This window comes from Paenibacillus caui (assembly GCF_019904135.1).
Lineage (GTDB): Bacteria > Bacillota > Bacilli > Paenibacillales > Paenibacillaceae > Fontibacillus > Fontibacillus caui.
Genome location: NZ_JAIOGQ010000027.1, coordinates 1 through 21,128, shown reverse-complemented (window position 1 = coordinate 21,128; position 21,128 = coordinate 1). Strand labels below are relative to the sequence as shown.

Here is a 21,128-nt window from a genome sequence, read left to right as displayed (position 1 = left end):
TCCAGTCCCGATTTTTCGGGTGGAGGCTTTCTGTCTTTCATACGCTTATTTGCCCAGCTGCTGCATGGCCAAATCCAGACGGGCCATCGCTTCTTCGGCCGTGCTGCGCGGACAGGCCAGATTCATGCGCATAAAGCTCGCGCCCTCTTTGCCGAATGCGGAGCCGTCGTTCAGGCCTAGCCGGGCCTTTTCAACAATGAAGGCATTCAGCTCTTTGGAGTCCATGCCCAGGGCGCCGAAATCCAGCCATAATAAATAGGTAGCTTCCGGCAGACTGGACTTAATGAGCGGAGAGCCGTTGGAGTCCTTATAGCCGGACGTATGGCGGTGTACATATTCCAGATTGGACCGGATATAGGCGAGGCATTGATCCAGCCACTCTTCGCCATGATTGTATGCCGCTTCGGCAGCGGCCGTACCGAGGATGCCCATACCCGTCATCTCGTTCTTGCGCATGGTCGTTGCAAGCTTGGAGCGGAGATTCGGGTTCGGAATAATGACATTGGACGTATTTAAACCGGCGAGATTGAAGGTTTTGCTGGGCGCCGTACAGATAATGGAGCGGCTGCTTGCCGATTCGGATAAAGAGGCGTAAGGAATATGCCGATTTGGCTGAAACACAATGTCCGCATGGATTTCATCGGATACGATTAAAATATTGTGTTTTTCGGCGATTGTCTCCAGCTGTTCCAGCTCTTCCCGGCTCCAAACCCGGCCAACCGGATTGTGGGGGCTGCACAGAATGAGCAGCTTGACTTTGTCATTCATCAGGCTTTCCAAATGGTCGAAATCTATTGAATAGCTGTCGCCGTCCCGCCGCAGCGGGTTCAGGACCAGCTCCCGCCCCTGGTTCGCGACCACTCTGTAAAACGGAGGATAGACCGGCGGCTGGATAATGACCTGATCGCCGGGCTCCGTAAAGGCCTGGACAATCTGATGGAGCGCCGGCACGACTCCGGGAGAATGTACGATTGAATCGGGCTGGATGGTCCATCCGAAGCGCCGCTGCATCCAATCCGCTACGGCTTGTTTGTAGCTGTCCGTCATGTAGGTATATCCGAAAATGCCATGCTCTACTTTTTTATGCAGTGCCTGAATTACAGCGTCAGGCGCTCTAAAGTCCATGTCGGCAACCCACATGGGCAGAACGTCCTCGGTACCAAATATGGCAGAACGCGCATCCCATTTTGAGGATGAGGTATTGTTTCGATCAATCAAGGTGTTAAACGATGTCATAAAAGAAGCCTCCTTCAAAACTTGCAGTTGTTCAAGCTGTTTAATAGAAATAGTCTATACGAAATAGGTGTTCAATTCAAAAAAATCTATTAAAAGAATCTATTAAAAAATTCTATTATTCCTTTCATCCAACAATTGCCTCATGATGAACTAGTGAAGATTTGGTAGTATAACAAATGTTCCGATAGAGTTGTCATGAAGCGAGGTATGATTTATGAAACGTTGGAAGAAAATAGTTGCCCTGATCGTGCTTGGACTTGGCATGAGCGCAGCTCATCTATCAATGGATTTGAAGGTTAAAGGGGCACAGGAAGAAAGTATACCGGCTTTTAACGATATTAGCAGAAGCTTTGCCGCCGAGGCAATCAATGATTTATATAAACGAAAGATCATGGAAGGAACCGGGCCGGGTATATTTTCCCCAAAAAAGGCAATAACCCGCGCTGAAAGCATGACAGCCCTGTTCAGGCTGCTTGCGCTTGAGCCGTCCGCAGGCGGAATTCCGGTGTTTCAGGATACGCCGAAGGGCACCTGGTATTATGGATATGTTCAGGCCGGGGCCTATTTGGGACTGGCTCAAGGCCAAGGAACCGGCAAATACTTGCCGAATGAAGGCGTCGCCCGCCAGGAGCTTGCGGTATGGCTCACCCGCTTTCTGAAGCAGAAGGCAGGGAGCGGCAATCCGGGAAGCCTTTTTAGAGACGCCGGCGATATCGCGCCATGGGCGGCGTCAGACGTTTACACTGTACAAAGGATGGGCTTGATGGAGGGGGCGAACGGCCGTTTTCGTCCTGCCGATATCGTGACCCGCGAAGAAATGGCGGTCATTATGGACCGAATGATTACCAAGAAAGCATGGGAACAGCAAATAAGCGCTTCTCCCGCTGAACCAATACAACTGGGCTGGCAGTATGGGCAGACGGCAGAGGAGTTTAAGGCATCGGTCAGCCGCTCAGCCGTGAACGTCATTTCTCCAAGGTGGTATTTTCTTGAGAATAATGGAGCGATGTCCGACAAGACCGATCCGACCTTGGTTGCTTGGGCTAAAGCGACTGGCAGAAAAGTATGGGCTATGGCGGGCAACCGCTCCAATGCCGATGTGACCCATGATATGCTTTCAGACAGCAATCAGGCTAAAGAAACGGCCTCGGCGCTTGCCGCCTATGCGAAGAAATATAATCTTGACGGACTGAATCTGGATTTTGAGAATGTGCTTCCGAAAGACCGAAAGGCTTTAACGGCATTCGTGGCAGATCTTGCCGCCAAGCTGCATCGGAACGGGGATATGCTGTCGGTCTGCGTGTCCCCTGACCTCGGTTCGGACTGGACGGCTGCCTTTGACTATGCAGCGCTTGCAAGAAGCGCCGATTATCTCGTTCTAATGGGCTATGACGAGCATTGGGGGTCCGCCCCGGATCCCGGTCCGGTTGCCTCATTGCCCTGGGTGAAGTCCGCGCTTGAGAAGCTGCTGAACCAGACAGAACCGGAGAAGGTCATTCTGGGGATGCCTCTCTATAATCGCGACTGGTCCGTGAAAGCGGACGGAAGCACGTTTTCCTCGGAAGATATTACGCTTACCGAACAGATTGAGCGAATCGGCAGCTTCGGCATGAAGCCGGTGTGGAACGCTTCTTTAGGGCAGTATGTGTCCTCCTATACGCAGAGCAGGGTATTGCACCGTTTGTGGTTTGAGGACGCCCGTTCCCTGACACTTAAATACCGGATGGCTGCGGGCAACAATATCGCCGGCTTCGCCTACTGGTCGATTGGCGGAGAGAGTGAAGGAATCTGGGAAGCGCTGAACAATGCAAGCCGTTTTGACAATTATACATTTTAGTAGGACAAGATCATTTCATCCTGACCGGTAATGTTAATCACTCCATATTCAATCATCATTCGCGTTACTTCCCTGGCATCCCTAGCCGTCACAGCATTATCCGGGGAAGTTATTTCTCCCATATATTCAGAACAACAAAGAAGTTCCAACGGTGCTTGAATGGCTTAATGCCGAAGTTCCAGCTACGCTAATCGTATGAGATAAATTCCAGCTGAATCACGTCTTACAAACGTGTCTTACTAAATTTTAAGAGTTTTACGTTTTAATCCTACCATGTCTTACAGTATGACATGCTTCCCTTCCTCATAATATCTACTAGGAGGGGATAAACAGGAAGAAGCAAACCCAAGAAGAAACTCAAGAACTTATAAAAAAAGTCATCGATACATCCAAGTGAAACGGACTTAAAGATAAGACCCAAAAAATCAAAAGATTTTAACCGGCTCTGTGCAATAAATAAGAGGGTGTGGAAAACACACCCTCTTAAACAAGTAAAATTACTTATTTTTCTTTTGAAAAAGTAACATGTAAATGATAGAAAATATTAATGTAACTATAAATATAGTGTATAGTAACCGTTCAGTTTGTAATTCATAAATGGGATTGAAGCCATTAATTATCTTGGCTCTCCCAAACTGTCATAAATGTACTGGGTGTTTGAATCAGGAGATGAACGGTGAACTCTGTTGTATTCCTTTTTACACGGGTTGGTAATCGGGCGCTGTCTTACGATTCCGGATCGGGAATAGAAGGAAAGAAAACGGAGGGAAGACGGACATTTGTGTCCGGGATGATCATACGTCTCTTGGTACCACCCGATCGGAAGCCTGGGTCAATCTGATGCTTCTTGATGTGCGCGCCAAGCTTTTTCAAAGTTTAGTGCTTTTTTTGCAGCATCTGGTTCAGCACCTCGGACAAAACAAGCCCGATCGCAATGGAGCCGGAAATCAGGAACGCCTCGGCGGCAAGCTGGACAGCTACATTGTAGTCATTCTCCACAAACTTTCGCATGGCATCATAAGCCAGACCCCCAGGAACCAGAGGGATGATGCCCGCTACGCTGAATATAATGACCGGCATCTTATATGCTCTAGCAGAGAGCTGGCTGATCACGCCTACCATGAACGTGGCGGCCACCGTCGAGATGACCGTATCGAAGCGGGGATCCAGAATGAGATAGATTGTCCAGCCGAGCATTCCGGCGAGTCCGCACTGGAGCAGCGAACGCTTCGGAGCGTTAAAAATAATGCCGAAGCCGGCTGATGCGATAAAACTGGTTATGATCTGTGTCAGTATAAACATAAAATCCCTCTTAACTTATAGAAATGTAAATACGGCCGCCACTCCCGCGCCGATGGCGAATGCGGTGAGCATGGCCTCCGCTCCCCTTGACAAGCCGGACACCAGATGGCCGGCCATCAGATCCCTGACGGCATTGGTAATGAGCAGTCCGGGCACAAGCGGCATCACCGATCCGATAATGATTTTGTCCATCTCCTTGCCGATGCCAAGCCTAACAAACAGGTAGGAGAACAGCCCGATGAGCAGCGATGTCGTAAACTCGGCAAAAAACTTGACCTGAATCAGCCTGTGGAACAGAATCACCGCGGCATAGCCGACTCCCCCGCTAACCAGAGCAGGCACAACGTCAAACCAGCTGCCTCCGAACATGATCGCAAAGCAGCCGCTTGACACCGACGCAGCCGCGATCTGCAGCGCTACAGGATAAGCATGCCCGGATTCATCAATGTCTCTCAGCAGCGATACGGCTTCATCCGAATCCATTTCGCCGGCGACAAGCCTTCTGGAAATGCTGTTGACAGCCGCCACTTTCTCAAGATCGGTCGTCCGTTCCACGATCCGGATCAGCTTGGCCGCTTCAGTGCCGCCAGCCTGAAATATGATGCCTGTCGGGGTTACATAGCTGTGTGACGCGGAAATGCCCAGACCGGAGGCGATCCGGATCATCGTATCTTCCACCCGGTACGTTTCGGCTCCGCTTTGCAGCATGATTTTTCCTGCCAGCAGACATACGTCTATCGGCTCGCAGGGGACTTTATTTTCCCGGGATTCCACTTCATTGCTCACTCCTTCATCATCAACAATACGGAAGCTATTATATCATGCGGACATGCCGGTTTCGATGCTCCAGAATCAGAAGCACACTGAGGATCTTATGACTCGTTTACCCCGTGTAAATAAATGCTGCATTGTATAGAAATCTCTATTTATTGCAACAATAAAAATGATATATTTCAGAAAGTTTGGGAATAAAATCACAAAAAACAAATAAAATATCGACAATTTTGTTAAAAAAGCAATCTAACGCTTCGTTTTCTGCTATCTTTATAAGGTGGGTTAAGTTGATGCATTGTAAAATAGTTTTGCAATGTCCGGCGTTAACAAAACGTTATTAAGGCTTATTAAGGAGAGAGGAAAGATGGATAAAAAACCAAGATCGCTTCGAACGCTGATCGCGGTGGTTGTCACTTTGGTGACCTTGGGAGCGCTTATCTGGGGCATGTTCTTTACTGCGGATTACCTTGTCCTCGACCCGAAGGGGCCAATTGGGGAAGCGCAGAAGGATTTGATCATCATTTCGACGGTGCTCTGCAGCATCGTGATTGTTCCGGTTCTGATCCTGACTGCTATTATTGTATGGCGTTATCGCGACAATCCGAAGCGCAAAGCGGCTTACAAACCCAACTGGCATGACAGCACCATTCTTGAAACCATATGGTGGGGAGTTCCAATCCTAATTATCGTTGTCCTTGCTGCGGTAACGGCACGGTATACGTATGCGCTGGAGCCTTCCAAACCGATTGATGCGAACCAGAAGCCGCTAACCATTCAGGTTGTTTCGCTTGACTGGAAATGGCTGTTTATGTATCCGGAGGAAGGAATTGCGACAGTCAATACGCTGACCATTCCGGAAGATGTACCGGTTCGCTTTCAACTCTCAGCCGATTCTCCTATGAACTCGTTCTGGATTCCGCAGCTCGGCGGACAGATCTACGCGATGTCCGGAATGTCCATGACGCTGTACCTGAAGGCTGACGAGGTTGGCACCTATTTCGGTTCGGGCGCGAACTTTACAGGGGAACATTTTGGCAAAATGACATTTGACGTACATGCTGTGACTGGGGACGACTATCAGAAATGGGTTGACAAAGTGAAGGAGAACAAAGGCAGCACGCTCACGGAGGCAAGTTACGCAGATCTTGCTAAGCCTGGCGTAATGGGTGAAACCGAGTTTTCCTCCTTCCCTGAAGGATTGTACGACAAAATTGCCTTCAAGTATGTTGTTGACGGCCAAAGCAGCCACCATGGTTCTTCAGGAACGGCCGATGAAACCAAAAAAGATGGAACGGACATGGACATGCCGGGCATGAGCCATGATTCCCACCAGATGGGCGAGTCCCATCCTGGACACTGATGAAAGGGAAGGAGACCCTCTATGCTTGATTCAATAAAAGACTTTGCATCGTGGTTCTTCGTCACGGGTGATCCGCTGATCTATGGTGCGGATGTCTCGATCGTGCTGGCGAGTGCCGCCATTATCGGGGTACTGACCTATTTCAAGAAATGGACCTGGCTCTGGAAGAACTGGCTGACCACAGTAGACCACAAAAAGATCGGTATTATGTATATCCTGGCAGCGCTGCTTATGCTGTTCCGCGGCGGTGTAGACGCGCTGATGATGCGGACGCAAATTGCGCTTCCGGATATCAAATTTTTGCACCCTGAACATTATAACCAGGTGTTCACGACTCACGGAACGGTTATGATCCTGTTCATGGCAATGCCGCTGATGTTCGGATTGTTCAATATTATTGTTCCGCTTCAAATCGGAGCGCGCGACGTTGCGTTCCCGTTCCTGAACGCGCTGAGCTTCTGGTTGTTCTTCATGGGCGCGATGCTGTTCAACCTGTCCTTCGTAATCGGCGGTTCGCCGGATGCAGGCTGGACCAGTTATCCGCCATTGGCGGGGCTTATGCATAATCCGGGTGTAGGAGAGAACTTCTATATCTGGGGCATTCAGATTTCAGGGATCGGCTCGCTTGCGACAGGCATCAACTTCCTGGTAACGCTGATCAAGATGCGCGCGCCAGGCATGACCTTGATGAAAATGCCGATGTTCTCCTGGTCTGTATTCGCAACATGCATCATCATCGTGCTTGCATTCCCGATTCTGACCGTAACGCTTGCGCTGTTGTTCCTTGACCGCTTTGGCGGAGCGCATTTCTTTACGCTTGATCTTGGCGGCAATCCGATGATGTATATCAACTTGTTCTGGATGTGGGGTCATCCTGAAGTTTATATCGTGATCCTCCCTGCATTCGGTATTTTCTCCGAAGTTGTGGCGACATTCTCGCGCAAACGGCTTTTTGGTTACAAATCGATGGTATTTGCCATGCTGGTAATCAGCGTACTGTCGTTCTTCACCTGGCTGCATCACTTCTTTACGATGGGCTCGGGCGCGGATATCAATGCATTCTTTGCGATTACGACGATGCTGATTGCCATACCGACAGGTGTTAAAATATTCAACTGGTTGTTTACGATGTATCAAGGCCGCATCCGTTTTGAACTGCCGATGATGTGGACCATCGCTTTCATTCCGTGCTTCGTTGTCGGCGGGATGACAGGGGTTCTGCTGTCCGTAGCCCCTGCCGACTTCCAGTTCCATAACAGCTACTTCCTCATCGCGCACTTCCACCAAGTGCTGATCGGCGGCGTAGTGTTCGGTTATTTTGCAGGTCTGTATTATTGGTGGCCAAAAATGTTCGGATTCAAGCTGGATCACACCCTCGGCAAATGGGCGTTCTGGTTCTGGAACATCGGCTTCTACGTGTGCTTCATGCCGCAATATTCCTTGGGACTCATGGGTATGACCCGCCGGATCAGCGAGTATTCCTGGGATACGGGCTGGGCGCCGCTTAACTTTATTTCGACGATCGGCGCATTTTTGATGGGTATCGCCTTTATTTTGCAAGTTGCACAAATCGTTAAGAGCGTATTTAAGCATAAGAAGGTTTCCAATGATCCTTGGGATGCCCGTACACTTGAATGGACAACTGCCTCACCGGCTCCCGAATATAACTTTGCCGTTATTCCGCGCGTTCGCGCCGTGGATGACTGGTGGGAGACGAAAGAACGCCGTGCCAAAGGCATTGCGGACGATCCGCAGCCTGAGCTCGAACCGATTCATATGCCTAAAAACTCCGCAATTCCGATTATCATGTCGGTATGCTGGTTTGTGGCAGGCTTCGGCTTCGTATTCGGCTGGTGGTGGTTCTATGTGCCGGGTCTGATCGGTGTTGCGCTCTGCATGATCGCACGTTCTTTCTCTTACGACACTGATTATTATATCCCTGTAGATGAGATCAAACGCACCGAAGCGGCAATAAGGGGGTCTGTATAATGGCACAAAGCGTTGCACACAAGGGTAAGCATAGTGCAGACCATGACCATGGGCATCACGATCCGAATGAGCTTAAAATTCTTGGTTTCTGGTTCTTCCTGATTTCCGACGTCATTCTGTTCTCCGTATTGTTTGCCACGTATATCGTTCTGCGGCAAAATACGGCAGGGGGACCGACCGCAGAAGAATTGTTTGAAATGCCGGGTGTTATCGCCGAAACATTTATCCTGCTGACAAGCAGCTTCACCAGCGGATTGGCAGTGCTTGCCATGAACCGGAATCAGAAGAAACAGCTGATCGGCTGGCTGATCGTTACCGCTCTGCTTGGTGCTGCATTTATCGGACTTGAAGTATCCGAGTTTGTGAATATGGTGAATGAAGGGGCAACATTTACAACAAGCGCATTTCTGTCTGCCTTCTTCACTCTGGTCGGTACGCACGGACTTCACGTTTCCCTGGGTCTGGCGTGGATGATCGGACTTATGATTCAATTGGGCAAACGGGGAATTACGGAAACAACCAAAGGAAAGGTTACCGTTATCAGCTTGTATTGGCACTTTTTGGACGTTATCTGGATTTTCCTGCTCACGATCGTTTATCTGATGGGGGTGATGTAACATGGCACAACATAAAACAGCGGAGACAGGTTCACACGGCCACGATTCGCATGAAGGACATGGATCGCTTAAATCGTATGTCACCGGTTTTGTGCTTTCCATCGTTCTCACCATCATTCCCCTGGTCATCGTTCTGAATGATCTGTTGAACCGCACCGCTACATTTGTGGTGATTTTCGTTGCTGCAGTTCTGCAGCTGGTGGTTCAGCTGTTCTTCTTCATGCATATCAGGGAGACCGAGAAACCTCGCTGGAATGTGATGGGGCTGGTGCTAGGCATAATTATCCTGATTACGGTCGTTGGCGGTTCCATCTGGATTATGGAGTACAACAAAATAGGTTACTAATCCATTTTTGGATGTTATACGGGAGCTGTCCCCAAAGCAGTTTTTAACTGCTGAGGGGCTGCTCCTTTTTTTCATTTTTAATTCGGGAATAAAGGTAGGCAAGGATCTGCAATTCTTCCCCGGCTCGACCTTTTTGCTTCATGCCAGGAACTACCGGTAAATGCCTAAAGTATGATAAAATGTATTTACTAGGAAATGTTAGCTGGTCGTGGAATTTAAGATTTAAAACAGTATTTCGGGTAAATCGAAAGGAGAAAACTAGATGCAGGATAGTGAACGAATAAAATTCATAAACCCTGAAACAATGCCAGCATCGAATGGTTACACGAATATGGTGGAAGTTAGAAACGCACGGACGATTTATGTTTCCGGACAGGTGGCCTTAAACAAGGAGGGAGAAGTAGTTGGTAGAGGGGATCTGGCCAAACAAACGAAACAGGTTTTCGAGAATATCCAATCCGCATTGGAAGCTGCAGATGCAGGCTTTAATGATGTGGTGAAATTGACCTTTTTTTTAACCGACATTTCGCAAATGCAGGTTGTCCGGGATATTCGGGATCAGTACGTCAATACATTGAATCCGCCAGCCAGCTCAGCCGTTGAAGTTCGAAAGCTCATTAGGGACGACCTGCTGATTGAAACCTGAGGCAATCGCTGCTCCGGAACCTGTAGGTCTCGTGGAATGAAATAGCGGTGTACCTCGTGGATCCAGGTAAGTTGGTGGCGGTCGCCGGATGTTTAATTTTTGGCGGAAACGGTTAGTATACAGAACAAAGCGAATGACGAAGACATGGGTAAGGAACTGGTTCGAAAATACTGCCGGGAGTGATCAGCATGGCCGCTAAAATATATCCATTCAAGAGCAGAAAACAGATGAAGGAAAACGGGCATTATTTTGCTTTGACGCTCACAAGCATAGCCTGGGTAATCTTTGTTGTGGGAGTTATTCTTTGCCTCATTCGTTTGTCGGATTTCAATGACCGTAACATGTATTTAATGGGTGGAATCGGCTGCATTGTTGGCAGCATAGCGATTTACAGTATCGGGGGATTTCTCCACGCCGCGCAAAACAAAAAATTTCGTCAGGCACATGATGAAATGGCGTCCAAGCGAAAATCATAATACGACCTTAACATGAAATGGACCTCCATCGCCGGAGGTCTTATTTAAACTACTTGGGTCAATCAATTTTGTTTAAACCAGTCCAACCGGTTAGGATAACAGGATTCGATCCGCTGTTTCAATTCAGACAGTCCGACATCCTCGTTCTCAAAATTCCCGGTAATACAGCCGGAACAGAACTGGTGTGAGTTTATGAGCATCAGCTTGTAGCTCTCATTCCCTTCAAGGAGGGCCTGGGCTCTTCTTGCCGCTTCCGGGAAAGAAACAGGTTTTCTTGTGGTAATTTCATAGGGTGCGTAAATTTCGCTATTGAAAGAAGTGGGATGGAGTTTGCCAAACTGTTCGATCGTAATGAGCTGAAGGATGCCTTTATAGGTTAAGGTAATTACATTCTGGTTCCCGACATAAATTCCTGAGGATTCTCCTAGTCCACCGTACAAGGTTGTGAAAATAATGGATCCAGAGACGGGCTCCCGCCGTTTAAAGAAGCGTCCGAACATTGCTTTCTCCTTCTTTATTAGTAAAATAATTCCAATCTCTACTTCAAATTATAAAACCTATGGCAAATATTATCAATAATGGATCGGACAATCCTTTTTTTGTTTTATAAAAATAACAGGCGCATCTTGGAGACTAAGCGCTTGATCTTCGCTTAGTCTCCTGATACGCCTGTCTGCTTAAGGCTTACTTATTTTTGATGATTTGTGGCTCGGGATAATCCTTGCCTTTCGTGTCGACGGTAACTTTGCTCATAACCGCAAGGTCGTTCTCGTCAGGAAGATTATCGCTGTTACGAGGCAAATTTACAATAGCGTCGACCGTACTCATGCCTTTGACTACTTTTCCGAAACCGGCATACTGCCCGTCCAAATAATTTGCGGCATTTACCATAATGAAGAACTGGGAACCCGCAGAATCCGGATCCTGGGCACGCGCCATGGAAATGACCCCTCGCGTATGTTTCAAATTATTCTCGATACCATTGGCAATAAACTCTCCGGCAATGGAATAGCCGGGGCCGCCGGTCCCGTTTCCTGACGGGTCGCCGCCTTGAATCATAAAACCGGGGATAACGCGATGAAACTTCGTCCCGTCATAAAATCCTTTCTTTATCAGCGAAATAAAATTGTTGACCGTGTTTGGCGCTGCCTTCGGGTAAAGCTCGATTTCGATCTTGTCGCCGCTCTTGAGTTCAATGGTTACAATCGGGTCATCGCTTGAAGAGAACTTGGGATCGGGTTTAACTTCAGGAGAAGCGCTATTGCCTGGTTGAGTTGAGCTTGCGTTGCCGGAAGCGTTAGAGCTGCTGGCATTGCTTGAGCTGCCGCTGTTGTTGGAATTTTGGCCGGCATTCGGTTTCGAACCGCAGCCGGTTGCTGAAATGGCCAGAATGACCAGCATGCAGAATGCGGCCAGCTTGAAGGTGATGTGCCGTTTCATGTAGTGAATGACCTCCTCGATGTGCTATGTCAGTATGTTATTACTTTTATAATAACCGAGAATGCTTTTGGAATAAACTTTGGCAAATTTCAGCCGATTTTTTGCAAGGCCGCATTTTAATTTAGAACCCGAACATAGGCTCCGCTTTACGAAGGAAATTTATGCATAAACTTCCTTCCCGTATTATTTATCTATTTACCATACTGGAAAAATTTGATAATGTTAATGTGTGTTTTTGTACTTGCTTCCAAGCCGAAACCGTAAGATTATTATAAGTTAAGTCCGTGATTACTTCTAATCCGCAGGGGTGTTCAATGAAATATTTGCTGCTCAAAATTGTCATTGTCATACTAGTCCTGACCGTTGTGGGGACGGCGATTATGCCTGTAATAGATCTGAAAAACAAATATGAAACCGACAAGATCAAAGAATGGCAGCTGGTTTGGGTGGACAAGCTGGATCCGTCCGTTACCGAGGCGCAGCTGGGTCAATTGGAAGGATGGAAGACAGCGAGCACGGCAAATCCGCTGCCTGGTGTGCCGAAGGGCGAACATGGATCTGCAGCGGCGTGGATCAGGCTGGTTCTCCCTGCAAAAAGCGGCAGCTCCGTCATTATGATGCAAAACCTGTTCGGAAAACAGGTGCTTGTCCTGTTCGATAATCGGGTTGTTTACCAAACCAATCACAAGACTGTTCCTTATTCCAATAATATTCTGCTACCCATTTCACCCGGGAAAGCTCAACGTGTGATGTATATCGGGGTTTCGTCGTCCAGAGATCAGATCGGCCTTAAAGGCGAAGTCTCGTACGGCAACTTTAACGCGCTGCTTATTGAGTTTGTGAAAAAGGATTTGTCCGACTTTATCCTCGGCAGCGCTTTTATTTTTATCGCGGTTATTATGCTCATGTGTTCCTTGTTCTTAAATGATGAGAATATGAAGGGCTGGCTATCCCTCTCGATCGTTATATTATGTATCGGCATTTTGGTTATTACTTACTCGCCTTTTATGTACAATTTTTATGGAGAGTATGAGGCACTTTATGACAATCTGTTTGATCTATCGATGTTTGTGTTTTTTCCTGTATTCACCTATTATGTTGAGCAAATTTTTGATAAGAGTGGGTTTTTATTTCTTTTCCGCAGATTCCGCCAATTCCAGATGGTATACTCAGGACTTTGCGCAATTTTGCTGCTGGCTAATCGTCTCGGGATTCAAATGAACATTCAAAGCTACCGCTTTATAACGGTCAGGCTGCTAGGCTATCTGATCATCTTTCAGCTTGCTTTTCTGTTCGCCTGTGCCATTATTAACGCGGTTATGGGAAAAAAAGAAGGTATTATTTTTACCATTGGTTTTTCCATATTTACCTTTACGGCGTTGGTCGAGTTAATCTGGTATTTTGCAAAGGAACAGGATTACCGGTTTTTTTTATGGAAATGGGGCGTCCTTTGCTTTGTGCTTTCGCTTATTATTATCTTGGGGCGCCGGTTTGCCAAAAATCACGAGCAGGTTGTGGAATATTCGAAAAGACTGGAAATGTTCAACAATGAGCTGCAAAGGTCCGAGAAGATGGATATTATTAGCGAGCTGGCCGCCTCGGTCGCTCACGAAGTCCGCAATCCGCTGCAGGTGACGCGCGGGTTCATCCAGTTGCTTAACGAGAAATCGGAGAACAATCAGGAGAAGGTTTATCTCGCTATGGCGCTTGAGGAGCTTGATCGTGCATCAGACATTATTACTGACTTTCTGACATTCGCGAAGCCGGAGGTGGGCAAAGTCAGCAAGCTCAATATTCTGCAGGAATTCAAGCATATTGAAAGTATCCTGATTCCGATGGCCAATCTGCTGGGCGGCAAAATAGATGTCGATATTCCGGAGCATCTGCATATGACGGGAAGCTCATCGAAGTTCAAGCAGGCCTTTATCAATATTATCAAGAACAGTATTGAATCGCTGCAAGGCGAAGGGGAAATCAGGGTTTGGGCCTATGAAGAGAATGAGAACGTTTATATTCACGTGAAGGATAACGGAGAAGGCATGACAGAAGCGGAGCTTGCCAGATTAGGGGAGCCTTATTTCTCCAACAAGACCAAAGGCACCGGATTAGGACTCATGGTCACCTTCCGTATTATTGAAGTGATGCAGGGCGAGATTGAGTTTACGAGTGTAAAAGGAAAAGGCACAGAAGCAGTTATCCGGTTTCCTTCATCAATTGATTGAGAAGGAAACCGGATAACTGATCAGGCAATATTCAATTCTGTTAAAACGGTCTTAAATCACCATTTTGCACCTTGACCATAAGCACTTGAGTTAAGAACTTTAGCTGGACTTGGAGGAAGGACAATGAAGAACTCGTTCTCGTTCTCCTCAATGGTTCTCACATTGACGTGATCCGGCAGTGAAATTCCGAGAAACTCTTGAATCGCACCTTTCGGGTCAGACAATAACTTGCTTTTGAAAGTCGGATCTTGCCAAGCTTTTTGGATAACTTGCGATTGAAGAAGCGCTCCTGTTGACATATTTAATCACCCTTTCAAAATTGGTTATATTTCCCTATCTAGTTTAACATTAATAGAGTTAGTAATCTATATATTTTTTTAAATTTTTGACAATATATATTGAAGTCCCCCGCTTTCTAGCATTTTTCGTTCCGTTTCTATCTGTTCGCTTCCTGTTACGAGATCCTTCAGTAGAAAATCATAGAAGTCATAAAGCCGGGGGACCAAACCTTGTACAGACTTGACCGGTTCTTCCCATTGTTGGGCTCGAAGAGCGTAATGGGACAGGACGCCATATGTATAAAGTCCTTCTCTTATTTCATCGCACGTCGGCCGGCGATGGTCAGGAATATGCAGAGTGGATTGCACAATAGAAATAAGGCTATTGTAGCTGCCTTCCTCCAGATCCTTGTGCCAATCCTCCCAATCATCCAGCATTTGAAGCACAACAAGCACGTAGTCCACCGCATCCGAAAGCCCGGGGATCAGAGCTTCTCTGTCCGAAAGCAACAGAATGCCGCTGCTTGCAAGCTTGACAAGCGCAGCTTTATGCCCCATACGAACGGGATCGTCCTGAAACCAGTCCCGGTTATTTTCCTGAGACACGGCTATTGCCCATTCTGCAAGGTACTGTTTGTAATAGACCCAAAGCGGCGAGGAAACCGGGAAAAGAGTACCGTACAGCAGAGTAAATTCCGCGTGAAGCAGGTTCGACAATGCAAGGGTCTGTTTCAAATCCGCATCAGGGTTGTCCATCGCTTCGTCCTGCAAATGAAAGGACATCATCCCCAAAATATTGGCGGTCGCAATCATCCGGGTGACGTTTCGTTCCACCGGTGCCGCGTCCTCCATCCAGAAGGGCAGCAGAAAACAAATGTAATTCGAGGGCATTTCCCGCTCCAATATATTGAAGCGCTTTAGAAATTGTAGGGCCTGTACATTAAAAGGCGGGGCAAGATCGGCAACAATCGATTCCGCATGGCTGAATGCCAACTTCAAATCCTGTTCATAATCCCGAAACCAATCCATAAGACACCTCCAAATGATAGAAATATGTTTGCAGGAAGTCTTGCTGTATCCCCATTATAAAATAGAATGCCGTCCGATCAATAGATATTTTCTATTTTCTGTAAACCACCGTTATGCAGCCGCCCGGAAGCTTTCCGTGTAAAGGGCGGCTGAAGGTGCAGATGTTTGAAGTGCCCGGCTGTGCCGGGTTTACCATAATTGGCAAACCCCGATTACGATGAGCAGCACGCCGGAGATTACGGTTGCCCGGCTGCCCAGCTTTTCGGCCGCATATTTTTCGCCAAACCAGGAGCTCAGCGCAAACAGCAAGTAACTGAAGACGCCGACGGACAGAGAGGTGAGTACAATGTTCAATTGCGTTACACCGGCATTGAAGCCTCCGGCAAGTGCATTCATGGCAAGGGCGGTGCCGAGCAGAATGGACTCGCTGAAGCTGATTGATTTGGAGCTGTCCTTGTCCGCTTCTTCCGGATTGCGGAGCAGTCTGGAGAAGTGGCCTGCCGTTTCAGGCAGCACCTCTTCCGTCCCCCGTTCCTTGAATGCCTGCAGCAGAACCCATAGGCCTACAGCGATAATGACGGCCGAACCGATCGCGTGACTGATCCAGGGCTCGATCCAAAATGCGAGAATGCTGCCGAATGCTCCCGAGAGAAGCGTACCGAGAAAAGAAATGAGGGCGACGGTCAGATTGGAGTACCAGGGGATGCGGATTTTCCGTACGCCGTAGGCAATGCCGACGCCTGCATTGTCGAGATTGGAGGCCAATCCGATGGCGAGAACCGCCAGCAAATTGTAAGAAAACATGATGTTCGCTCCTTTGCCTTAGCTTTCAAAACAGCATATGCCCAGAGCCCAGAATTTGCTTCTAATGGAGCCGCGTTCATTTTCATAAAAACGTTATCTTTTCCGGCCGTAAACGGAGTATTCGTAGAAATGCCGCTGAGGACAAGCTGGAGGAAGCGGGATCCGTTCCAGAAGAAAATCGTAAATAAAGGATTGCCGGTGCGCCATGGAGCGCCTTTCTAACGTACGCCTGACCTGCCCTTGAGGCAGCGAGAAGGAGTACGTTTTTTCATGGGCTGAAGATGAAAAAAACTGCCCCTGGCGAATGAATATTCGTCCAGGGACAGCCGGGTAATCTCAGGGGCATTTAAGGATGACCGCCTGAGTAGGGTGGGAGGGAAAGCTGCGCTCCCGCTAGCTGGGGTCCCGCCAACATTTTAACGAAAATATACGCTAAGACCTCGAACTTGAAGCTTCCAATGAATTATGTGGCATTATAAAGTTGCAAGTACTTGTTTTGCCCAACCTTCTTTATTTTTTGGGTTAAAATAAACAAAATATATTTTAAATTCATTAATGATTGGTTGTTCCATAATTTCATTTTTCATAAAAGAGATTGTGACATGCCGCTGTCCTTCGTCATTCGGATGAAGTACCCAGCCAAAACGCTCCTCACCCATTTTACCCCAATTGTATTCAGGATATGATGATGATAATATGTCGATTATTTCTTCTGAAATACTTGAACTAACAGTAGTAGAGGTTAAGTGCCCTACACCTGAATATGACAACTGATTATCAATAGGTACTATAATAATTAATGGTGGTGATACTTGCTTTTCAACAATACGTTCCGCATAATCCCAGTATACATCTAATCTTAATTTATTTTTATAATCATTTACATTAGCAACGCTTCCAGAGTATTTAGCGTACTCCTCACTGGATTGAAAATAATTTAATTCTGCTTTTATAGATACATCATTTGGACCTACTTTAATTTTATTTGTTACAGCTTGATGATTAAATAAAGCGAGTAAGATACTTAGAGTTATACATACAGTTAAAAACATGAAAACGAAATGTTTTTTTTCACGTTCTCCTCTCCTCTTATTATATTCCTTGTAAAGTTTTTAACGTCAATTTCCAGTTCCCTATGGAACTGAGCCGATTTGATTTCCAGCTATGTTTTTTTGTAATTGAATCTGGACTTTTCGAGATGCTTCCAGACAATAACTTTCTCTTCATATTATATCCTTCAAAAACAAAATGCGCGTCCCGGATCGCCTTTTCCATAACAATGCTTCCTAAATCTCAAGTTTTCTGGATAACCCTTGTTATATGCTCCTCGGCAGATCAGAAAGCCAAGCGAATTCGATAATCCGCATAAAGCCGAGCCTATTCCGAACACAATAAACCCGTATAGGCGGCTTCTGATAGGCGCACAATTTGTTGACGATCGCTTTTTGTAAAAGTTAAAAACTTTAGTGGAATATGGTACATTTATAAAGAAAATTGACATGCGGAGGGACTAACATGCAGGATGATTACGGACGCAAGCTGGAGGAGCAGAAGAGCCTGTTTAAACAGCTTGGCATTAAGCTGGATGCGCTGACTATACATGAAAAAGATTTTGACGTGAAAATGCGAGGATACGACAAGACGCAGGTAGACAGCTTTCTGGATGAAATCATCGTCGATTATGAGCGTTTTTATGATATCATTACCGATCTGCTTGATAAATACAAAGAGATTCAGCGCAGGCAGTCCAATTGGGAAGAAGAGAAACGCATCTATGCCGCACAGCGTTTAAAATATGAGAACCCGAGCAATATTGACCGGCGTTTGGTCGAGGAAGGGATACGCAGTCTTGAAAGGAGCATCGAGCAGTTTAAGCTCAACATCCGCAATGACATCTAGAGCATAAATAACGTGGATTCCGAGAAGAATATTAAAGGTTTTTTCAGAATGTGGGATTTTTCATTGTATTACTGAACGAAACGTGCTAAAATGATATCAGGATTTAGAATAAGTCTAAATTCAATATACAAGCCAATGATAATCTTTAAAACGGATCGTCATAGCCAAAATCAACGAAATGGAGGAATTATGATGAGTACATTAAATTCTGCTACAAACCGCGCTGTTCAGGAACAATTGAATCTTCAGGTTGCCAACTGGACTCTACTGTATACAAAACTGCACAATTTCCACTGGTATGTAAAGGGCTCCAATTTCTTCACTCTTCACGCCAAGTTTGAGGAATTGTACAATGAGGCCGCAACATACGTGGATGATATCGCCGAACGCCTGCTGGCCATTGGCGGCAGCCCTGTTGCTACGCTTAAGGAATCATTGCAGATCGCTACATTGAGCGAAGCTGCCGGTCAGGAAAGCGCAGATCAAATGGTAGCAGCCGTTGTCAGCGATTTTGAAGCGATTGTCAAGCAGCTTGGGGAAGGCATGAAGGCTGCGGACGAGGCCGGAGATCAGGCTACATCGGACCTGCTGCTCGGTATTGCGGCAGCACTGGACAAACATATTTGGATGCTGAACGCTTATCTCGGCAAATAACATAAGGCTTGCCTAAGTGCTAAACTCCCTCTGTTCTTCAGACAGGCGGGAGTTTTTTCTATTGCAGAAATTGCGAAGCTAAATAAGCTGTTTCGTTACGCCGGAACGAACCGCCAGTACAAGCCAATCAGGAATCGCATGCAGGGTGATACCCGAAACCGAACCCGAAGAACTGGACCAATTGTCCGGGCTTTTTTATTTTGGGCGAATCATTGTCAGATTAAAAAAATGGCTCAATCTCAAAATCAGTGCTTGATTTTTCAGCCCAACAATCGATGGCGATTACATTCAATTAAAATGTCTGCTTTGTAACGGTTGCGATTTCGTGTGAAGTAACCCGGCAAGAGCCATGTGGAAGCACCACTGGACTCTTTTGCTATTTCTTACAAAAGTAATCATTGAACTGTGACTACCACGCTCAGTTCATCAATTCCGATTATTGGGACGTGTTGCCGGATTAATAAGCGTTTCTAACTACTTGGACTCGTCTTAGCTTTGTTTTACACCCGCCTCTATCATAGCCCTCTCATATCACCTTTTATTGAATATATCGTCTACATGACAGCTACCGTAAATTTAATTTGTTACGTAGCCTATCTTTTTACACAATTAAACTTGATAAACTCATATTGTGATTATTTACAAAAAAACAATTATAAATTATAATATTAGCAAAACTATCCAATATTAGGTGTTATATGAACAAAAAAGAATTTGTTTCTATTATTTGTATATCACTAACTATGCTTTTATTCTTAATTTCTTCTTGTAGTCATGAGGCGGTTGAAGGATACTCAGGAGCAGCGATTACGAGGTTTAGTGGATTGGAGTCTTCCAGTAATGACTCAAACAATTTTTTAATTGCTGTAATCGATACTGGGGTATCAAATCATTCCGATTTGTTGAAATCAATCGTATTCTTCAAGGATTTTGTAAATGGAAAAAACGAAAAATATGATGATAATGGTCATGGAACCGAAGTAAGTGGAGTAATAGCAGGTTACGGAAAGTCTATCAAAGGAGTAAATCCCTTCGCAAAGCTTGCTGTCTAAAAGCATTTGATCAATATGGTGATGCCGATATGTTGGCCTTATCTAAAAGTGTAGAATGGATTATACAAAATAAACAACTTCATAATATAAGAATTGTTTGTATGTCCTTTGGTTTTGATGAGTCTCCAATGTCAGAAAATTTAGTTTTGGAACAATTAATAAACAAGCTGTTAAATAATCAAATTATTGTTGTATCCTCTGCTGGAAATAATGGTAATAATAACGGAGAAATAACTTTACCAGGGAGATACAGTAACGTATTAGCTGTCGGGAGTATAAACTATGATCCACGAGATGATAGCACTATATTTGATTCTAAGATTTCTAACTTCTCTAGTACAAAAGTATTTGGGGAAAATTCGAACAAGCCAGATATATATGCTCCAGGTGAGCATATCATTACAACAAGTGCATTGAAAAAAAGGGGTTATACCGTAGTTAGTGGGACTTCATTTTCAGCTGCTATCGTGACTGGTCAAATATCAATAATGATGCAGAAGTATCCTAATAAAAATAATGAAGAAATACTAAGTACGATGAAAAAAAATCTGAGGAATAAAATATTTTATTTAAATTCAACACAAAAGTGAGGGGTAAAGTTTGCTTAACAAAAAAAAACACTTCAGAAAGACTTCGTTATTGGCAGTTATTTTTGTCGTAATTAGCTCGATTTTTATGTTTTCTTTTCTTCAGGATGAACAAGTGAAAAATGATATTGTTTTAGATGATGAATACGTGGAAGGTAAATATATTGAGTTAGCCCCCTTAATCTCGGAAATTAATCTTATGAGAAACATAGACGGCGGTTATGGTTATCTTGCAGAAGAAGCACAAAATCTGCCGGATTTATATAGTACATATTATGCAATAAAGTCAATAGAAATATTAAAGAACGAAAAAGTACCTCTACCTAAACAGAGTGACTTTCTCCTAATAGATCCAAATGAGAAAAATCGCACATCATTAGCTAACTTGTACTATTATTGTTCTATTTTTACTAATTTTAGTGATTCAAAGGATTTAGGTACCCAAATTACTAACTGGACAGTGAAAAGTTCTAAGGGTTAAGAAGCCAGAGAATCGCTGTCAAAATCAAGCTGCTCTTGCTTGGAGCGGATTATTCTCGTTATGGATAGATGCGGGTTGCGAGCAAACAGGTGAAAAATA

General features: G+C 45.7%; 22 protein-coding genes. 13 read left to right on the top strand and 9 right to left on the bottom strand.

Annotated elements, in window-relative coordinates; translation table 11 throughout:
* Window positions 1–45: 45 nt before the first annotated feature.
* Window positions 46–1,236 (bottom strand): MalY/PatB family protein, encoded by a 1,191-nt coding sequence (locus K7397_RS15810; protein WP_223068906.1) that lies wholly within the window; start codon window positions 1,234–1,236, stop codon window positions 46–48.
* Between the two features lie 214 nt (window positions 1,237–1,450).
* On the opposite strand from K7397_RS15810, the gene K7397_RS15805 reads away from it, so the two are divergent.
* Window positions 1,451–3,073, top strand: coding sequence for an S-layer homology domain-containing protein (locus K7397_RS15805; protein ID WP_223068905.1), 1,623 nt, complete (start codon window positions 1,451–1,453; stop codon window positions 3,071–3,073).
* 876 nt (window positions 3,074–3,949) lie between these two features.
* Here the strand turns inward: K7397_RS15805 and K7397_RS15800 are convergent.
* Both K7397_RS15800 and K7397_RS15795 read right to left on the bottom strand, forming a co-directional pair.
* On the bottom strand, window positions 3,950–4,375 hold the full coding sequence (locus K7397_RS15800; protein ID WP_223068904.1) for a threonine/serine exporter family protein: 426 nt from the start codon (window positions 4,373–4,375) through the stop codon (window positions 3,950–3,952).
* Between the two features lie 15 nt (window positions 4,376–4,390).
* Complete coding sequence (locus K7397_RS15795) at window positions 4,391–5,149, bottom strand: threonine/serine exporter family protein (RefSeq protein WP_337926743.1); 759 nt, start codon at window positions 5,147–5,149, stop codon at window positions 4,391–4,393.
* Between the two features lie 364 nt (window positions 5,150–5,513).
* Here K7397_RS15795 and qoxA point away from each other — a divergent pair, with 364 nt between their 5' ends.
* The 6 genes from qoxA to K7397_RS15765 all read left to right on the top strand — a co-directional run bounded on the left by qoxA (window position 5,514) and on the right by K7397_RS15765 (window position 10,583).
* A complete protein-coding gene (gene qoxA, locus K7397_RS15790; protein WP_223068902.1) occupies window positions 5,514–6,509 on the top strand; it encodes a cytochrome aa3 quinol oxidase subunit II in 996 nt (331 codons plus the stop codon).
* A 21-nt stretch (window positions 6,510–6,530) separates the two neighbouring features.
* Window positions 6,531–8,498: a cbb3-type cytochrome c oxidase subunit I gene (locus tag K7397_RS15785; RefSeq protein WP_223068901.1), complete on the top strand. Its 1,968-nt coding sequence runs from the start codon at window positions 6,531–6,533 to the stop codon at window positions 8,496–8,498.
* On the top strand, window positions 8,498–9,115 hold the full coding sequence (gene cyoC, locus K7397_RS15780) for a cytochrome o ubiquinol oxidase subunit III (RefSeq protein WP_223068900.1): 618 nt from the start codon (window positions 8,498–8,500) through the stop codon (window positions 9,113–9,115). The genes K7397_RS15785 and cyoC overlap by 1 nt, the downstream gene beginning before the upstream one ends.
* Window position 9,116: 1 nt before the next feature.
* Window positions 9,117–9,461 carry a cytochrome o ubiquinol oxidase subunit IV gene (cyoD, locus tag K7397_RS15775; protein WP_223068899.1) on the top strand — a complete coding sequence of 115 codons (345 nt, stop codon included), beginning with the start codon at window positions 9,117–9,119 and terminating at the stop codon, window positions 9,459–9,461.
* 262 nt (window positions 9,462–9,723) lie between these two features.
* Window positions 9,724–10,107 (top strand): RidA family protein, encoded by a 384-nt coding sequence (locus K7397_RS15770; RefSeq protein ID WP_223068898.1) that lies wholly within the window; start codon window positions 9,724–9,726, stop codon window positions 10,105–10,107.
* 188 nt (window positions 10,108–10,295) lie between these two features.
* Window positions 10,296–10,583, top strand: a complete 288-nt coding sequence (locus K7397_RS15765) for a hypothetical protein (protein WP_223068897.1) — start codon at window positions 10,296–10,298, stop codon at window positions 10,581–10,583.
* Between the two features lie 62 nt (window positions 10,584–10,645).
* Here the strand turns inward: K7397_RS15765 and K7397_RS15760 are convergent, their stop codons facing one another.
* Both K7397_RS15760 and K7397_RS15755 read right to left on the bottom strand, forming a co-directional pair.
* Window positions 10,646–11,083, bottom strand: a complete 438-nt coding sequence (locus tag K7397_RS15760) for a hypothetical protein (RefSeq protein WP_223068896.1) — start codon at window positions 11,081–11,083, stop codon at window positions 10,646–10,648.
* Between the two features lie 184 nt (window positions 11,084–11,267).
* The gene (locus K7397_RS15755) at window positions 11,268–12,023 is read right to left on the bottom strand and encodes a peptidylprolyl isomerase (RefSeq protein ID WP_223068895.1); all 756 of its coding nucleotides are present in this window, start codon (window positions 12,021–12,023) and stop codon (window positions 11,268–11,270) included.
* Between the two features lie 314 nt (window positions 12,024–12,337).
* Between K7397_RS15755 and K7397_RS15750 the strand changes: the two genes are divergently transcribed.
* Window positions 12,338–14,245, top strand: a complete 1,908-nt coding sequence (locus K7397_RS15750; protein ID WP_223068894.1) for a sensor histidine kinase — start codon at window positions 12,338–12,340, stop codon at window positions 14,243–14,245.
* Window positions 14,246–14,301: 56 nt separating this feature from the next.
* On the opposite strand, the gene K7397_RS15745 is transcribed toward K7397_RS15750, so the two are convergent.
* The 4 genes from K7397_RS15745 to K7397_RS15730 all read right to left on the bottom strand — a co-directional run bounded on the left by K7397_RS15745 (window position 14,302) and on the right by K7397_RS15730 (window position 17,408).
* Window positions 14,302–14,544: an NHLP leader peptide family RiPP precursor gene (locus K7397_RS15745; protein WP_223068893.1), complete on the bottom strand. Its 243-nt coding sequence runs from the start codon at window positions 14,542–14,544 to the stop codon at window positions 14,302–14,304.
* 78 nt (window positions 14,545–14,622) lie between these two features.
* Window positions 14,623–15,552: a hypothetical protein gene (locus K7397_RS15740; protein WP_223068892.1), complete on the bottom strand. Its 930-nt coding sequence runs from the start codon at window positions 15,550–15,552 to the stop codon at window positions 14,623–14,625.
* Window positions 15,553–15,741: 189 nt separating this feature from the next.
* On the bottom strand, window positions 15,742–16,356 hold the full coding sequence (gene ytaF / locus K7397_RS15735) for a sporulation membrane protein YtaF (protein ID WP_223068891.1): 615 nt from the start codon (window positions 16,354–16,356) through the stop codon (window positions 15,742–15,744).
* Window positions 16,357–16,829: 473 nt separating this feature from the next.
* Window positions 16,830–17,408 carry a hypothetical protein gene (locus K7397_RS15730; protein WP_223068890.1) on the bottom strand — a complete coding sequence of 193 codons (579 nt, stop codon included), beginning with the start codon at window positions 17,406–17,408 and terminating at the stop codon, window positions 16,830–16,832.
* Window positions 17,409–17,871: 463 nt separating this feature from the next.
* Between K7397_RS15730 and K7397_RS15725 the strand changes: the two genes are divergently transcribed.
* From K7397_RS15725 to K7397_RS15705, 5 genes are all read left to right on the top strand, one after another.
* Entirely contained in the window at window positions 17,872–18,255 is a 384-nt protein-coding gene (locus K7397_RS15725; protein ID WP_223068889.1) for a DivIVA domain-containing protein, read from the top strand.
* 192 nt (window positions 18,256–18,447) lie between these two features.
* Window positions 18,448–18,909, top strand: coding sequence for a Dps family protein (locus K7397_RS15720; protein WP_223068888.1), 462 nt, complete (start codon window positions 18,448–18,450; stop codon window positions 18,907–18,909).
* Between the two features lie 698 nt (window positions 18,910–19,607).
* Window positions 19,608–19,961 carry a S8 family serine peptidase gene (locus K7397_RS21910; protein WP_223068887.1) on the top strand — a complete coding sequence of 118 codons (354 nt, stop codon included), beginning with the start codon at window positions 19,608–19,610 and terminating at the stop codon, window positions 19,959–19,961.
* Window positions 19,962–19,990: 29 nt separating this feature from the next.
* The gene (locus tag K7397_RS21905; RefSeq protein WP_223068886.1) at window positions 19,991–20,551 is read left to right on the top strand and encodes a S8 family serine peptidase; all 561 of its coding nucleotides are present in this window, start codon (window positions 19,991–19,993) and stop codon (window positions 20,549–20,551) included.
* A gap of 10 nt (window positions 20,552–20,561) precedes the next feature.
* On the top strand, window positions 20,562–21,029 hold the full coding sequence (locus K7397_RS15705) for a hypothetical protein (RefSeq protein ID WP_223068885.1): 468 nt from the start codon (window positions 20,562–20,564) through the stop codon (window positions 21,027–21,029).
* Window positions 21,030–21,128 lie beyond the last annotated feature (99 nt).

Excerpts from the sequence above, each read along its gene's own strand:
- K7397_RS15730 (WP_223068890.1), bottom strand. The coding sequence starts at position 17,408 with ATGTTTTTAACTGTATGTATAACTCTAAGTATCTTACTCGCTTTATTT.
- K7397_RS15785 (WP_223068901.1), top strand. The coding sequence starts at position 6,531 with ATGCTTGATTCAATAAAAGACTTTGCATCGTGGTTCTTCGTCACGGGT.
- K7397_RS15800 (WP_223068904.1), bottom strand. The coding sequence starts at position 4,375 with ATGTTTATACTGACACAGATCATAACCAGTTTTATCGCATCAGCCGGC.
- K7397_RS15805 (WP_223068905.1), top strand. The coding sequence starts at position 1,451 with ATGAAACGTTGGAAGAAAATAGTTGCCCTGATCGTGCTTGGACTTGGC.
- K7397_RS15745 (WP_223068893.1), bottom strand. The coding sequence starts at position 14,544 with ATGTCAACAGGAGCGCTTCTTCAATCGCAAGTTATCCAAAAAGCTTGG.
- K7397_RS15725 (WP_223068889.1), top strand. The coding sequence starts at position 17,872 with ATGCAGGATGATTACGGACGCAAGCTGGAGGAGCAGAAGAGCCTGTTT.
- K7397_RS15760 (WP_223068896.1), bottom strand. The coding sequence starts at position 11,083 with ATGTTCGGACGCTTCTTTAAACGGCGGGAGCCCGTCTCTGGATCCATT.
- K7397_RS15765 (WP_223068897.1), top strand. The coding sequence starts at position 10,296 with ATGGCCGCTAAAATATATCCATTCAAGAGCAGAAAACAGATGAAGGAA.
- K7397_RS15810 (WP_223068906.1), bottom strand. The coding sequence starts at position 1,236 with ATGACATCGTTTAACACCTTGATTGATCGAAACAATACCTCATCCTCA.
- K7397_RS15740 (WP_223068892.1), bottom strand. The coding sequence starts at position 15,552 with ATGGATTGGTTTCGGGATTATGAACAGGATTTGAAGTTGGCATTCAGC.
- ytaF (WP_223068891.1), bottom strand. The coding sequence starts at position 16,356 with ATGTTTTCTTACAATTTGCTGGCGGTTCTCGCCATCGGATTGGCCTCC.
- K7397_RS21905 (WP_223068886.1), top strand. The coding sequence starts at position 19,991 with ATGTTGGCCTTATCTAAAAGTGTAGAATGGATTATACAAAATAAACAA.
- cyoD (WP_223068899.1), top strand. The coding sequence starts at position 9,117 with ATGGCACAACATAAAACAGCGGAGACAGGTTCACACGGCCACGATTCG.
- cyoC (WP_223068900.1), top strand. The coding sequence starts at position 8,498 with ATGGCACAAAGCGTTGCACACAAGGGTAAGCATAGTGCAGACCATGAC.
- K7397_RS21910 (WP_223068887.1), top strand. The coding sequence starts at position 19,608 with ATGAACAAAAAAGAATTTGTTTCTATTATTTGTATATCACTAACTATG.
- K7397_RS15755 (WP_223068895.1), bottom strand. The coding sequence starts at position 12,023 with ATGAAACGGCACATCACCTTCAAGCTGGCCGCATTCTGCATGCTGGTC.
- qoxA (WP_223068902.1), top strand. The coding sequence starts at position 5,514 with ATGGATAAAAAACCAAGATCGCTTCGAACGCTGATCGCGGTGGTTGTC.
- K7397_RS15720 (WP_223068888.1), top strand. The coding sequence starts at position 18,448 with ATGAGTACATTAAATTCTGCTACAAACCGCGCTGTTCAGGAACAATTG.
- K7397_RS15770 (WP_223068898.1), top strand. The coding sequence starts at position 9,724 with ATGCAGGATAGTGAACGAATAAAATTCATAAACCCTGAAACAATGCCA.
- K7397_RS15750 (WP_223068894.1), top strand. The coding sequence starts at position 12,338 with ATGAAATATTTGCTGCTCAAAATTGTCATTGTCATACTAGTCCTGACC.